This window comes from Promicromonospora sp. NPDC023805 (genome assembly GCF_040639635.1).
Taxonomy (GTDB): Bacteria; Actinomycetota; Actinomycetes; order Actinomycetales; family Cellulomonadaceae; genus Promicromonospora.
The window spans coordinates 1-14543 of sequence record NZ_JBFAAH010000022.1; the positions used below are offsets into that span (position 1 = coordinate 1).

Annotated in this window: 12 protein-coding genes; 6 read left to right on the forward strand and 6 right to left on the reverse strand. The window is 71.6% G+C overall.

All coding sequences use genetic code 11. The annotated features are described in order from the left end of the window. Positions 1-56: 56 nt before the first annotated feature. Positions 57-1583, reverse strand: coding sequence for a heparinase II/III family protein (locus AB0F70_RS19930; protein WP_357452106.1), 1527 nt, complete (start codon positions 1581-1583; stop codon positions 57-59). Between the two features lie 173 nt (positions 1584-1756). On the opposite strand from AB0F70_RS19930, the gene AB0F70_RS19935 reads away from it, so the two are divergent. The 6 genes from AB0F70_RS19935 (at position 1757) to AB0F70_RS19960 (ending at position 8672) form a co-directional block, all read left to right on the forward strand. Next, entirely contained in the window at positions 1757-2779 is a 1023-nt protein-coding gene (locus tag AB0F70_RS19935; protein ID WP_357452109.1) for a hydroxyacid dehydrogenase, read from the forward strand. Continuing rightward, positions 2776-4677, forward strand: coding sequence for a DUF2264 domain-containing protein (locus tag AB0F70_RS19940; protein ID WP_357452112.1), 1902 nt, complete (start codon positions 2776-2778; stop codon positions 4675-4677). Before AB0F70_RS19935 ends, AB0F70_RS19940 begins: the two co-directional genes overlap by 4 nt. A gap of 70 nt (positions 4678-4747) precedes the next feature. Continuing rightward, entirely contained in the window at positions 4748-6043 is a 1296-nt protein-coding gene (locus AB0F70_RS19945) for a sugar ABC transporter substrate-binding protein (protein ID WP_357452115.1), read from the forward strand. A 123-nt stretch (positions 6044-6166) separates the two neighbouring features. After that, positions 6167-7120 carry a sugar ABC transporter permease gene (locus tag AB0F70_RS19950; protein ID WP_357452118.1) on the forward strand — a complete coding sequence of 318 codons (954 nt, stop codon included), beginning with the start codon at positions 6167-6169 and terminating at the stop codon, positions 7118-7120. Beyond that, positions 7120-7974: a carbohydrate ABC transporter permease gene (locus AB0F70_RS19955; protein ID WP_357452121.1), complete on the forward strand. Its 855-nt coding sequence runs from the start codon at positions 7120-7122 to the stop codon at positions 7972-7974. Before AB0F70_RS19950 ends, AB0F70_RS19955 begins: the two co-directional genes overlap by 1 nt. A gap of 5 nt (positions 7975-7979) precedes the next feature. Then, positions 7980-8672 carry a DUF624 domain-containing protein gene (locus AB0F70_RS19960; RefSeq protein ID WP_357452354.1) on the forward strand — a complete coding sequence of 231 codons (693 nt, stop codon included), beginning with the start codon at positions 7980-7982 and terminating at the stop codon, positions 8670-8672. A gap of 88 nt (positions 8673-8760) precedes the next feature. Here the strand turns inward: AB0F70_RS19960 and AB0F70_RS19965 are convergent, their stop codons facing one another. The 5 genes from AB0F70_RS19965 to AB0F70_RS19985 form a co-directional block, all read right to left on the reverse strand. Beyond that, on the reverse strand, positions 8761-9621 hold the full coding sequence (locus AB0F70_RS19965; RefSeq protein WP_357452124.1) for a sugar phosphate isomerase/epimerase family protein: 861 nt from the start codon (positions 9619-9621) through the stop codon (positions 8761-8763). Next, positions 9618-10769 (reverse strand): dihydrodipicolinate synthase family protein, encoded by a 1152-nt coding sequence (locus tag AB0F70_RS19970; RefSeq protein ID WP_357452356.1) that lies wholly within the window; start codon positions 10767-10769, stop codon positions 9618-9620. The genes AB0F70_RS19965 and AB0F70_RS19970 overlap by 4 nt, the downstream gene beginning before the upstream one ends. A 68-nt stretch (positions 10770-10837) precedes the next feature. Beyond that, complete coding sequence (locus AB0F70_RS19975) at positions 10838-11968, reverse strand: Gfo/Idh/MocA family oxidoreductase (RefSeq protein ID WP_357452358.1); 1131 nt, start codon at positions 11966-11968, stop codon at positions 10838-10840. Positions 11969-12130: 162 nt separating this feature from the next. Next, on the reverse strand, positions 12131-13231 hold the full coding sequence (locus tag AB0F70_RS19980; RefSeq protein ID WP_357452127.1) for a LacI family DNA-binding transcriptional regulator: 1101 nt from the start codon (positions 13229-13231) through the stop codon (positions 12131-12133). Positions 13232-13272: 41 nt separating this feature from the next. After that, a complete protein-coding gene (locus AB0F70_RS19985; RefSeq protein ID WP_357452130.1) occupies positions 13273-14478 on the reverse strand; it encodes a glycosyltransferase in 1206 nt (401 codons plus the stop codon). Positions 14479-14543: the final 65 nt, after the last annotated feature.

Consider the following 14543-nt stretch of genomic DNA (forward strand, 5'->3'; position numbering starts at 1 on the left):
GGCCCAGCGCGAGCTGGACGGCCAGCCCTCGGGCCAGGCGGACGAGTCGGGCGCCTTCAGCGCGATCGCCCAGGCACCCGGCGGTGAGCTCCTGCTCTCTGTCGAGACCCCGCAAGCGACTCACCAGGTCTCGACAGGCTCGACCAACGGTGGCTCGGCGATTCGTCGTCCCAGACCTCGAAGCCGCGGGCAGCGTATTGCTCGCCCGGGGCCTGCTCCACCCCGCGGATCCGGGGGACGTTGTGCCAGTCGCCGCGGAGCGCCCACAGCTCGTACCGGTCCGGTCCGAAGGTGCCGGCGCGGTACGTGGGCTTGCCGGCGTCGACCACCAGGGGCACGCCGTCGAGCGCCACGATGACCGAGCCCACGTCCACGTGGTTGTGGTTCTCGCCGTTGTGCCCGCCCTTGACCGAGACCGCGAGGCCGCGCGCGGACCCGGGCGCCGAGCGGGTCACGGCGATCCCCGTCGAGGGGAAGTGCGCCCGCCCGACCAGGGGCGGAGCGGCGGTCGGCGCCTCGGCCCACGCGGCGTCGGAGAGCATCCGGACGGCCCGGGGGAGGGAGGAGCGCTCGTCGAACAGGCCACCCGGCAGCCCGCGGTAGGAGGCCGCGTGCCGGGCGGCGTCGCCGTCGCCCACGCGCAGCGCCCAGGCGTGCACGACGTTCCACGGCCAGGTCGCGAGCGGGCGCGCGACGCTGTCGGCCACGTTGACGTACCAGTCGCCGCCGAGATGCATGGAGTGCGGGAACGTGACGGTCGCGTGGATGCGGTCGAGCGCCGCCGGTTCCGGCTCGATCCCGGCGAACCGGAGCAGGTCCTGCGCTTCCAGCGCGCGGGCTGCGCCCTGCCACCAGTAGCTGTAGCCCTCGTCCACCCCGCCGTCGGCGGGCAGCGACGCCCAGTAGGCGGCTATCCCCTCCGCGACGAGCGCGGTGACCGCCCGGCGCTGGTCCGGGTCCTCCTCCAGTGCGAGGTTGGCGGCCAGCACGTTCCCCTGGATCCACGGGCTCCAGTTCATGATCGGGTGGTCGACGCCGAGCCACCACCAGTCGCGGCGCTCGGTGAAGGGCCGCAGCACCCGGGCCTGGGTCTCCTGCCGGATCCGCCACCGCACGCCGGGGGCACGGTCGTCGAGCACCGGGCCGATCAGGTGGTCGATCCACGCGAGCTGAGCGGCGACCTCGCCCGCCCCGAGGTCCAGGTACGGCTCGGTGACGGTCGGCGTGACCCGGCCGAACCGGGTGTGCGTGTCGTCGTGGGCGGCCCAGCACCAGGTCGACTGCTCGCACAGCAGCAGGACTCCGTCGACCACCTCGTCGACACGGTCAGTGCGCGGGTCGAGCAGCGCCGCCAGCGTGGCGCGGGTGAGGCGTGCGTGCCGGGCGGCGACGTTCGCCTCGTAGACCGTGCGGTCACCGTCGCGGAAGAACCTGGCGTACTGCGAGGCGAGGGTCTGCGGCCAGGGAGTTCCGCGCTCGGCGTCCGCCGTCGCCACGGCTGGCGCGAGGGCCTCGACGACGCGGTCGGACGCCCAGAAGCCGCGGTCGGCGACGTCGGGAGCAGGCAGCGGCGCTGCTGTCATGTGCTGTCCTCCAGTGATCGAAAATGATCGTAGAGGATTTCCCCGCCCAGGGCCAGGGGCTTGCCAAGGCCAGGTGGCGTGGGCTTCAATGGGCCATCGTCCGATCGTAGTTGATCGGAACTGTTCGGCTGGATGATCAGGCGAACGTGAACTCGATGGGGAGGAGAGCGGTGGTGCGGCGACCTGAGGTCCTGCTCGTCATGGACGACCGAGCGCGGAAGATGCAGTTCGGTCCTGAGGAGGAAACCCGGCTGCGCGAGCTCGCACGGCTCGGCGAGCCGGTACGCGTCACCGCCTACGACACGCCCGAGGCCAAGGAACGGCTGGCAGACGTCGAGGTGCTCCTCACCTCGTGGGGCGCTCCCCGGATCACCGCGGAGGTCCTCGACCTCGCGCCGAACCTGCGCGCCGTGCTGCACTGCGCCGGCACGGTCCGGCCGCTCGTGTCCGACGCCGTGTGGGGGCGCGGGCTGCTCGTCACCAACGCCGTCGCGGAGAACGCGCTGCCGGTCGCGGAGTTCACGGTGGCCGCGATCTTCATGGCGGGCAAGAAGGCGCCGTTCCTCGCGAACATCGCCCGCACGCGGCGCGACGACTGGTCGTACCTGGGCGAGCACGAGGTCCTGTCCAACCGGGACCGGGTGGTCGGGATCGTCGGCTTCTCCCGGACCGGGCGCCAGGTGGTGGCGCGGCTGACCGTGCAGGGCTCCGGCCCCGAGACGCGCGAGCTCCTCGTCGCGGACCCGTTCGCGGACGCCGCCGCCGTGGCCGAGGCCGGTGCGCGACTGGTGCCGCTCGACGAGCTGCTGGCCGCGTCCGACATCGTCTCCCTGCACGTCCCCGAGCTGCCCTCGACGCGCAAGCTGATCGGCGCGCGCGAGCTGGCGCTCATGCCGGACGGCGCCACCCTGATCAACACCGCCCGCGGCGCCGTCGTGGACACCGCCGCGCTGGAGCGCGAGTGCGCGACCGGCCGCATCTACGCGATGCTCGACGTCACCGAGCCGGAGCCGCTGCCGGCGTCGTCGGTGCTGTACGACCTGCCCAACGTCATGATCACGCCGCACATCGCCGGTTCGCTCGGGACCGAGACGCGGCGGATGACCGCCGCCGCGCTCGACGAGCTGGAGCGGTACGCGCGGGGCGGCTCCCCACGGAGCGCCGTGACCCGCGCCGACATGGAGTTCGTCGCATGAGCCGCCACGTCCCCGTCATGCAGACCGGGCCAGAGGCCCGTGCCTGGCTCGCCGCCTACGCCGACCGGCTCCTGGCCGGGGTCCAGCCCTATGCCTCGCCGAGCGGGTCGCTCATCACGCTGCCCGGCAAGCCCGGCGGGTACGGCACCGCCGTCGACGGCCTCGAGGGGTTCGCGCGCACGTTCCTGCTGGCCGGCTTCCGGCTCGCGGGCGAGAACGGGGCGGACCCGACGGGTCTGGCCGCGCGGTACGCGGCAGGGCTGGCGGCGGGCACCGACCCCGCACATCCCGAGCGCTGGACCCGGCCCGAGGAGCACGGCCAGGCCAAGGTCGAGGCAGCCTCGCTCGCCCTGATCCTCGACATGACGCGGCCGTGGATCTGGGACCGCCTGTCGCCCGACGTGCAGGAGCGGACCGTCGAGTACCTCGCGTCCGTCGTCGGTGATCTCGACTACCCGGACAACAACTGGGTGTGGTTCCGGATCGTCGTCGAGACGTTCCTGCGGTCGGTCGGCGGCCCGTTCTCCGCCGACGACATGGTGCACGACCTCGCGGCGCACGACCGGTTCCACCGTCCCGGCGGCTGGTTCGCCGACGGTCCCGAGCGGAGCTTCGACCACTACGCGGGCTGGGCCCTGCACCTGTACCCGACCCTGTGGGAGCGGATGACGGGCGCCGCAGAGGTCGCATCGGCGGCGGGCGACGACCTGACCACCCGGTCGGCGGCCGACCGGGAGCACCTGGCGCGCTACCTCGACGACGCGTTCGCCCTCGTCGGGTCGGACGGCGGTCCGCTCATCCAGGGCCGCAGCCTCGCCTACCGCTTCGCGGCCGCCGCGCCGTTCTGGGCCGGTGCCTTCGCCGGAGTCGGTCGCCCTGGGCAGATCAGGGAGGCGGCGACGCGGATCGTGCGGCACTTCGCCGAGCACGACGTGCCGGGACCGGACGGCCTGCTCACCCTCGGCTGGCACGGCCCGTGGCGTCCCATCGCGCAGCGGTACAGCGGCCCCGGGTCGCCCTACTGGGCGAGCAAGGGCCTGCTCGGCCTGGCGCTCCCTGCGTCCCACGAGGTGTGGACGGCGGCCCCCGAGTCGCTGCCCGTTGATGTCGGCGACGTGCTCGCGATCGCCGCCGCGCCCGGCTGGGCGATCAGCGCCACGCAGGACGACGGCATCGTTCGCGTGATCAACCACGGCACCGACCACGCGGTGCCGGGGGCCGACGTCGGCGACTCACCCCTCTACGCGCGGCTCGGCTACTCGACGGCGACCTCTCCGCTGCTCGACGCCGAGGCGTGGGCCTCACCCGTGGACCAGTCGGTCGTGCTGCTCGATGCCGAAGGCCTGGCGACGCACCGCACGGGCTTCGAGACCGGACCGGTGGCCGAGCCCGTCGAGACCGCAGCCGTGCTGTCCTCGACGGCAGAGGCCCACTGGGTAGTGGCTGACCCGACAGTCCCCGACCACGGCTCCGGCCGGCCGGGCACCTCGACCCCCGCGGGCCGGATCACCACGGTGTCCCTGGTCCGCGGCGCCTGGGAGGTGCGGCTGGTGCGCGTCTCGGCGCTCTCCCAGGCCGAGAAGGTCGGGACCGCCAAGGCCACGGCACTGCGGATCGGCGGCTGGTCCGCCGGTCCGGGGCTCGTCTCCACGGTGGTCCCGCTGCTGGGCGACGTCGCACCGGTGTGCGGCGAGACGACCTCCGACGACGCCACCCCGCTGGCCGGCCCTACGGCGACCCCCTGGTCGCGGTACGTGCCGGTCCCGGACGGGTGGGTAGCCGTCGGCATCTACCTGGCGCGCACGCCCGCCATCGGGCAGCCGCGCCTCGAGCTCACCGCCGGACAGGCCGCCGTGACCTGGCCGGACGGGGAACAGACCACGGCAACCCTGCCCTGACCACACACGCCGCTCCCGACAACAGCCAGCAAGGCGTCGTGGGAGCGGAATTACTCGAAGGAGAGTAGGAATGAACCGCAAGCTCATGAGCGCGGTCGGCGTTGCAGCCGCCGCGTCGCTGGCCCTTACCGGGTGCGGCGCCGAGTCCGAGCCGGAGGCCCCCGAGGGCCCCGTCACCATCACCCTGGCCGGCTGGGACTTCGCGTCCACGCCGGAGTTCCAGACGCTCGCGGACGCCTACCACGAGGCGAACCCGGACGTCACCGTGGAGCTCAAGGAGTACCCGGCGGGCGACGACTACGACACGGCACTCACGGCCGACCTGTCGGCCGGTGCGGCGCCGGACGTCTTCATCGTGAAGAACCTGAAGAACTACGTCACGTTCCAGGAGGGCGGCACGCTCCTCGACATCTCGGACCTGGCCGCCGAGCTCGACCCGGCGACGGGTGGCCTCGAGCCGATGGCGGTCGACGGCAAGACCTTCGCGGTGCCCTACCGCCAGGACACGTGGCTGCTCTACTACAACAAGGCAATGTTCGAGCAGGCCGGTGTCGACCTGCCCGACGGCTCCTGGACCTGGGACGACTACGCCGACGCCGCCGAGAAGCTGACCAAGGGCCTCGACGAGAAGCAGGTCACCGGTACCTACCTGCACAGCTGGCAGTCCACCGTGCAGGGCTTCGCGCTCGCGCAGACCGAGGGCGCCTCCATCGACGGCGGCGACTTCTCGTACCTCGCCCCGTACTACGAGCGTGAGCTCGCCATGCAGGACGCCGGTTCGCAGCCGTCCTACGCGACGGTCACCACGAACGAGCTGACCTACCAGGCGCAGTTCGGCACCCAGAAGGCGGCGATGATGCCGATGGGCTCGTGGTACATCGGCACGCTCGTGGCCGAGCAGGCCTCGGGTGCGGCCAACACGTTCGAGTGGGGCATCGCGCCCATCCCGCAGCTCGACGAGTCGACGACCGGCACGGAGAACACGCCGGTCAGCTTCGGTGACCCGACGACCATGGGCATCAACGCCGGGATCGACGAGTCGAAGATCGCCACCGCGAAGGACTTCCTGAAGTTCGCCGCAGGCCCCGAAGGCGCCGCCGCACTCGCCGAGATCGGCATCACGCCGGCTCTCATCGACGACGCGGTCGCGGACGCGATCTTCTCGCTGGAGGGCGTGCCCCAGGACGAGCTGTCCCGCTTCTCCTACACCACGCACGAGACCCTGCCGGAGAACCCGGTGGGTCAGAACACGGCGGCCATCCAGACGATCCTGGGTGAGCTGCACTCGGCGGTCATGTCCGAGTCCACACCTGTGGACGAGGCGATCACCGAGGCCGAGGAGCGCGTGGCCAACGAGGTCGGCTAACCCCCTGCTTGGTTGTGGGCGCGACCGTTGCCCGGACACCTGGTCGCGGCGGTCGCGCCCACAACGAAGAGCTGGCCCCGCGCGGGCCCCCGGAACATCAGTACTTCAGAGGAGATATTCCCCATGACGACACCGGTCGTCGGCAAAGAGCGAACCCTCGGGTTCTCGCAGCCGGAGCCCCCGCGGCAGCTCAGAGCGCCGCGTACGTCGCTGAAGGTGCGCAACGCGCTGATCGGCTGGACGTTCATCCTGCCGAACTTCCTCGGCTTCGCGGTGCTCACCCTGACGCCGGTGATCACGCTGTTCTACATGTCCCTGACGGACTGGAACATCTTCGGGACCGCGGAGTGGGTCGGCTTCGACAACTTCACGCGGCTCGTGGGCGACAAGAGCTTCCACACCGCGCTCGGCAACACGTTCTACTACGCCGCGCTGCACATCCCGATCACCATCGTGGTCTCCCTCAGCCTCGCGCTGCTGCTCAACCAGAAGCTGCGCGGCGCCGCGTTCTTCCGCACGGTGGCCTTCTTCCCCTACATCACCTCGATCGTCGCGGTCGCCGTGGTGTGGAACATGCTGTTCAGCCCGGAGTTCGGGCCGATCAACCAGTTCCTGGGCCTGTTCGTCGACGGCGAGCTCCCTGGCTGGACCGTCTCCAAGGACTGGGCGATGCCCGCCGTGATCATCGTGGGCACCTGGAAGGACATGGGCTACTACATGCTCCTGTTCCTGGCCGGCCTGCAGACCGTTCCCGGTGAGCTGCACGAGGCCGCCCGGATCGACGGTGCCAGCTCCTGGCAGCGCTTCTGGAACGTCACGCTGCCCTGTCTGCGGCCCACCATGTTCTTCGTGACCGTCATGGTCACGATCCAGAGCTTCAAGGTCTTCGACCTGATCCTCGTCATGACCGACGGCGGTCCGGGTCAGGCGACGCTCGTGCTGAGCCAGTACATCTACCAAAAGGGCTTCGAGCAGTTCGAGTTCGGGTACGCCTCGGCCGTCGCAGTGGTCCTGTTCTTCATCTGCATCCTCGTGACCGTGGTGCAGTTCCTCTACAACAAGCGGAGGGATGCGTGATGGCCTCCCGTACGTCCACCGCCCGGCCGAACACACCCAAGAGGGCCGGTCGCGTACTGCTCTACGTCATGATGATCATCGCGGCGGCAGGGATCATGCTGCCGTTCGCCTGGATGGTGATCTCGTCGCTGAAGCTCAACAACGAGGTGTTCACGGCGCCGGTGCAGTGGATCCCCGACCCGGTGCAGTGGCGCAACTACATCGACATCTGGGTCAAGGCCGACATGGTCACGTGGGTGCGCAACACCCTTGTGCTGTCCGTCGCCGTCACCTTCCTGCAACTGCTGACCGGCAGCTTCGCGGCCTACGGCTTCGCCAAGATGCGCTTCCCCGGCCGTGACGCGCTGTTCCTGCTGTACATCGGGACCATCGCGGTGCCGTGGCAGTCGTACATGATCCCGCAGTTCCAGATGATCTCCAGCTGGGGCCTCAACAACACCCTGTGGGCGATCATGCTGCTCCAGGCGTTCGGCGCCTTCGGCGTGTTCCTGATGAAGCAGTACTACGAGTCCATCCCCGACTCCCTGTCGGAGGCGGCCCGGATCGACGGGCTGTCCGAGTACGGGATCTGGTGGCGCATCATCATGCCGCTGTCCGTGCCGGCTCTGGCGTCGCTGACGATCATCACGTTCGTCCAGACCTGGAACGACTACCTCGGCCCGCTCATCTACCTGCGCGACCGCCCGCTGTGGACCATCCAGCTCGGTCTGCAGTCGTTCATCGGTGAGTACAACGCCGAGCACGCGCTGATCATGACGGGCTCCGTGCTGTCCGTGCTGCCGATCGCGCTCATCTTCCTGCTCGGCCAGCGCTACTTCGTCCAGGGCATCGCGACGACCGGCGTGAAGGGGTGACCACGATGGAGGCGGCGGGGGTCGGCGCAGCGGCAACGCCGCGCCGCCGGCAGCTGATCGGTCCGGAGACGTACGAGATGGTGTTCGGCACCGTCTACACGGGGCTGATGACGAACCTGCTCCTGGCGATCGCGTGCCTGCCCCTCGTGGTGCTGGTCGCGGCGACCGACCCGGCCGCGACCTGGCCGTACGTCGCCCTGGCAGCGCCGCTGCTCGGCCCGGCACTCGCCGCGGCCTTCGCGGTGTTCGGTGCCTTCAGCTCCGACGGTTCGACGGCGGTGGTGCGCACCTTCGCGCGCGCCTGGCGCCGGCACCTGCGCCGCGGCCTCGCGATCGGGGCGCTCGCCACGGGCGCCGTCGTCGTGGCCGCCGTCGACGTGGCCTTCTTCTGGGGCCGCCCCCTCGGCGCGCTGGTGATCCCGGTGCTGGTGACCCTCGCCGTGGGGGCGGTGCTGACCGCCGTCCTCGCCCTGGCCGCCGTGCACGACGTGCCCGGTACGCGCCTGCGCGAGGTGCTCCTCGCGGCCCTCGTGCTCGGCAGCCGGCGCTGGTACCTCTCGGCGGGCGTCCTGCTCGTGCTCGGACTGCTGCTGTCCGTCCTGGCGGTGCGCCCGGTCGTGGGCCTCGGCTTCGCCGCTGCGCCGCTCCTGTACGCGGTATGGGGCCTCTGCCGCTTCATCCTCCGCCCGGCACGGTAGCGGCGGTCACACATCCCCTTCGAGGTCTAGGTTGCTCCGCTCTGAAACGCTTCAGAGCGGAGCAACCTAGACCTCGAAGGGGGTTCGGCTACAGGTGTGGGGCCACGTGCTTCTCGTAGCGGGTCAGGACCGTCGTTGCCGTCTCCCGCGTCGGGCGGGACCAGATCTCCTCGTTGAAGATCTCGGTCTCGATGTCGCCGACGTAGCCCGCGTCGCGCACCCAGCCCGTGATCGTCGCGAAGTCGATGTACCCGTCGCCGACGTGCCCGCGCGAGTTCAGCGGCTCCGCCGCGAGCGGCAGCACCCAGTCGCACACCTGGTACGACGCGATGCGGTCCTCCCGCCCTGCCCGGGCGATCGACTTCCGGAGCGCGGGGTCCCACCACACGTGGTAGGTGTCGACCACCACGCCGACCTCGGACGCCGCGAACGGCGCCGCCAGGTCCAGCGCCTGCGCGAGGGTGGAGATCACTGCCCGGTCGGCGGCGAAGATCGGGTGCAGCGGCTCGAGCACTATCCGCACGCCGTGCTCGGCCGCGAACGGCACCAGGTCGGCGATCCGGTCGGCGACGCGGCCGCGCGTGGCGACGAGGTCGCGGTCCACGCCGGACGTCGGGGCGCCGCCCGGCGTCGACCCGGCGAGCCCGCCGACGACGAAGACCAGCTCCGTGGTGCCGATCGTCGCGGCCTCCTCGATCGCCAGCTTGTTGTCGTCGAGCGCTGCACGGATCCCGGCGTCGTCGGCAGCGGTGAGGAACCCGCCGCGGCACAGGGACGACGCGCGCAGCCCGGCGTCGGAGATGATGCGGGCCGCCTGCCGCGCCCCGACGTCCTGCACCAGGTTGCGCCACGGCCCGACCGCACCGAAGCCCGCGGTGGCCGCCGCCTCGCACGCCTCGGCGAGCGAGGCGTGCTTGACGGTCGCGGTGTTCAGCGAGGCGCGGCTCATGCGGTCACCCCGTATGTCGCGAGAAGGGCTCGAAGCCGTGCGGCGGCCAGCGGCGGGTCGAGCAGCATGCCGCAGCCGTCGGCCAGACGGGCCAGCTCGACGAGGTGCCGCAGCGACCGGCCGGAGTGCAGCCCGCCGACCAGGGAGAACCCGGGCTGGAACCCGTTGAGCCAGGACAGGAACGCGATCCCGGTCTTGTAGTAGTACGTGGGCGCGGCGAAGATGTGCCGGCCCAGCGCCTCGGTCGAGGCCAGGATCTTGTGCCCGCCCTCGGCGTCCCCGGCGTCGAACGCCTGCAGCGCCGTGGAGGCGGCGGGGTAGATCGCGGCGAAGATGCCGAGCAGCGCGTCCGAGTGGCCCTGCTCGTCGCCGGCGATGAGCTCGGGGTAGTTGAAGTCGTCACCGGTGTACAGCCGGACGTTGGAGGCGCCCGACGACAGCTCGGCCAGCGAACGGCGCAGGCCCACCTCGTGGGTCGCGTCGAGCAGGGACACCTTGACGCCGTCGATCCGCGGCTGGTGTGCCCGGATCAGGTCGAGGAACGTCGCCGTGGCGTCGTCGACGGAGTCCGAGCCCCAGTAGCCGGCCAGCGCCGGGTCGAACATGGTGCCCAGCCAGTGCAGGATCACCGGCTGCTCGGCGTCGGCGAGGACCGCGTCGTACACGAGGGCGTAGTCCTCGGGCCCGCGGGCGACCTTCGCCAGCGCGCGCGAGGCCATGACGATGACCTGCGCCCCGGCGTCCTGCACCAGGTGCACCTGCTCGCGGTACGCGTCGGCCACCGCGGCCAGCCCGGCGTTGCCCGGCTCCAGCCCGGCGACGACGTCCGGCGTGAGCTGGTCGGTGCCCGCGCCGCAGGCGACGCGTGCGCCCACGGAGGCGGCCTCGGCCGCCGACCGCCGCACGAGCTCCTGCGTCGCTGCCCAGTCCAGCCCCATGCCGCGCTGCGCGGTGTCCATCGCGTCGGCGACGCCGAGACCGTGCTCCCAGATGCGGTGCCGGTAGGCGAGCGTGGAGTCCCAGTCGACGACGGCGGGCGCGCCCGGGACGTTCTCCGCCCCGACCTGCGGCACCACGTGGGCCGCCGCGAAGGCGATGCGGGACTCGATGGGCCGTGACGGCTTCGTCCAGGGGCCGGGGGCGCTCAGCTCGACGGTCTCCGAACCGGTGACCCGGCCGTCGCCGTCGAACACGGGGAACGTGACTGCCGCCCCGCTCACAGGGTGATCTCCGGGACGTCGAGCCGGCGGCCCTCCGCGGAGGACTGCAGGCCGAGCTCGGCGAGCTGCACACCGCGCGCCGCCGACAGCAGGCCGAAGCGGTGCGGGCGCCCGGCGACGACGTCGGTCAAGAACTCCTCCCACTGCAGCTTGAAGCCGTTGTCGAGGTCGGCGTTCGCGGGGACGTCGAGCCACTGGTCGCGGAACGGCTCGGTGACCGGCAGGTCCGGGTTCCACACGGGCTTGGGGGTGTGCGAGCGGTGCTGGGCGCGGCACTCGCGCAGGCCGGCGACGGCGGAGCCGTGCGTGCCGTCCACCTGGAACTCGACGAGCTCGTCGCGGAACACGCGTACGGCCCAGGACGAGTTGATCTGCGCGACGACGTCGTCCCCGCCCGGGGTGGTGACGTCGAAGATGCCGTACGCGGCGTCGTCGGCGGTCGCGGCGTACTCCTTGCCGGACTCGTCCCAGCGGGTCGGGATGTGCGTGACCGTCTTGGCCGTCACCGTCTTGACCTGCCCGAGGATGCCCTCCAGCACGTAGTTCCAGTGGCAGAACATGTCGGTGGTCATGCCACCGCCGTCCTCCTTGCGGTAGTTCCAGGAGGGCCGCTGGGCGGCCTGCGAGTCGCCCTCGAACACCCAGTAGCCGAACTCGCCGCGCAGCGAGAGGATGCGGCCGAAGAAGCCCTCGTCCACGAGGCGGCGCAGCTTCACGAGGCCCGGCAGGTACAGCTTGTCGTGCACGACGCCGACGGTCACGCCGGTCTCCGCCTGGAGCCGCGCGAGCTCGATCGCCTCGGCGAGGGTCTCCGCCGTCGGCTTCTCGGTGTACACGTGCTTGCCCTGCCGCATCGCCTTCGACAGTGTCGCGGGGCGCAGGTTCGTCATGGCGGCGTCGAACACGATGTCGGCGTCACCGATCGCCGTGTCCAGGTCGGTGGTCCAGTGCTCCACGTCGTGCAGCGTGGCGAGCTCCTTGAGCTTGTCCGCGTTGCGGCCCACCAGCACGGGCTCGACCTGGACCCGGGAACCGTCGGGGAGCGCGACGCCACCCTGGTCGCGGATCGGCAGGATCGAGCGCACGAGGTGCTGGCGGTAACCCATGCGGCCGGTGACGCCGTTCATGGCGATGCGAAGTGTGGTCACGGGCGAGACTCCATCGTCGTGGCTTGGGAATGCGCTTTCCCAGAAAGCGTAGCGCACGACTCGCGGTGAGTACATGCGGCGTCCGCGGTTCCGCGGCGCGGAGCCGGGCCGACGGCGCGGGGAGCACCGTCAGCCTGCGGTTCAGCCGGCCGTCCCCGGCGTGGAGTCACGGAGCACGACCTCGCCGCGCACCGGTGCGGGCGTCTCGTCCTTGCGGCCCAGCGCCAGCGCGGTCGCCGCCTCGCTGATCTCGTCCAGGGGGATCCGCACGGTCGTGAGCCCGGGGGACACGTCGCGCAGGGTGTGGATGTCGTCGAACCCGGCCACGGCGACGTCGTGCGGCACGCTCAGGCCCGCGTCGCGGACGGCGGCCATGGCGCCCACTGCCATGACGTCGTTGACCGCGAACACCACCTCCGGCGTGCTCTCCGCAGCCACTGCCTCGGTGGACGCCGTCCGCCCGAGCAGCGCCGTCATCGCCTCGTGGCCGCCGTCCCTCGTGAAGCTGCCGCGCACGACGTCGCGGTCGGGCACCGGGCAGCCCAGCTCGGCGAGCGTGCTCAGGAAACCGCTCGTCCGGTCGGCAGCGGTACGCAGCCCGGGCGGTCCCGCCAGCACCCCGAACCGCCGGTACCCGATCCGGTGCAGCGCCCGCGCGAGGTCGCCCGCGCCCCCGGCGTTGTCGATCTCCACGACGGGCAGCCCGCCCACGGCCTGCCCGATCGTCGCTACGCCACCTCCGGCCCGCTGGAACGTGGTCAGCGCCTGTTCCAGCGCGCCGGCCTCGCGCCGCAGCCGGTCCACGACCTCCGCCGAGTGCTTCCCCGGCAGGGCCTCGGGCGGCACGCCGCGGCTACCCGCGAGGATGATCGCGCGGGACCGCTGCCGCCGGGCCAGCTCGACGAAGGCGAGCTCCCGTTCGGGGCTGTGCTCCGTGGATGAGAGCGTGACGATCAGGCCCTCGCGCTCGGCGGCGCGGGCGACGCCTGCCGCGATGGTCGAGAAGTACGGGTCGGCGATGTCGTGCACCACGAGCCCGAGCGCCGACGTCCGGCCGCGGGCCATGGCCTGCGCGCTCGGGTCCGGCGAGTAGGCGAGCCGGCGGGCCGTCTCCAGGACGCGTTCGCGCAGGTCGGCGCGGACACTGCGGGTAGCGCTCCCGTTGATGGCGCGCGACGCCGTGGCTAGTGAGACGCCGGCCTCTCGGGCGACCTGGCTCAGGGTGACGGGGGCGTCGGACATGAGGTCATCTTGCCGTGTCCGACGCCCCTGCGGTCATCGGGTCAGACGCGGAGGGGCCTTAAGGCCGCCTCGCGGTGGGTGCGTTCGATGATCGTCGAGTAGCCGGCGATCATCCGGATGTGGCTGAACCGGGGTCGGACGGCGGTTCGCGCCGACTCCAGCTCCTCGCGCCGGGCGGCGGCCTCGATCCACGTCGCGGCGATCTCGGCGGGGTCGAACGACGTCACGAAACCTATGCGGTCCACTATCGACGGCGCGTCGCCCACGGGGGTCGTGACAGGCACCGCCCCACACATCGAGCCCTCGATCAGGCACAGGGGCGCGGCCTCGCCGAACGTCGAGGTGAGCGCTACGACGTCCGCCGTCGCGTAGATCAGCTCCATGTCGTGCCGCACGCCCAGCAGGTCCAGGTGGGCCAGCAGGTCGGGCCGGTCGCCGAAGATCCGGGCGAGGTCGCTCTGCAGGGCCGGGTTGGCCGCCGTCATGCCGGCGCCGCACATCAGCACGTGGCCGTTGGGCTCCAGCTCGAGGAACGTGCGGGCCGACCGGAGGAAGAGCTCGGGGTTCTTCATCTCGTCGTACCGCGCGGCGTAGACGACCACCGTCGCGTTGCTGGGCACCCCCGCCGCACCCCGCAGGGCCAGCCGGCGCGCGCCCTGGACCGGGCGGAACCGGGCGAGGTTGATGCCGTTCGGCACCACTCGCAGCAGGTCGGCGGGCACGCCGGCCTCGCGGTACGCATCCCGCGTCGACTCCGCACAGCAGACGACGGCGGCGAGCCGGCCGCGGTCCGCCGCGGTCAGCAGGTCGCCGAGGGCGTCGCCCTGGTGCTCGGGATCGGACCGGTGCAGGCACGCGATCACCGGACGGTTCGGGAACGCGTCCTGGTTCACGAGCCGGAGCGGCTGCTCCTTGAGCGACAGCACCACGTGCGAGCTCTCGGCCTGGCGCACGGCGGCCGCGAGCTCCGTCTCCGTGAAGGTACGCGGGTCGTGGCCCGCGTCGGTGCTCCGGCCCAGTGAACCGATCCGGACGCCCGCGGCGCGCAGAGCGCGGTACCGGGGGTCGTCCTCCATGCGCTGGAGGGTGGCCTCACGCCTGACCTCGTGGTGCAGGCTCAGCACAGAATGCTGCTGACGACCGCCCTGATGCAGACCGGCGACCACCGTCGAGTGCAGGACACGAGCCCCGCCGCTGAAGAAGCCCTCGTACAGCGAGAGCACACGCAAGTTGTTGCGCTGGATCACAGACACCACCTCCTGTGCCCAGGGTGAGGCCTGCGCATGTGGGGTACGTGGCAATTCGGTTACGC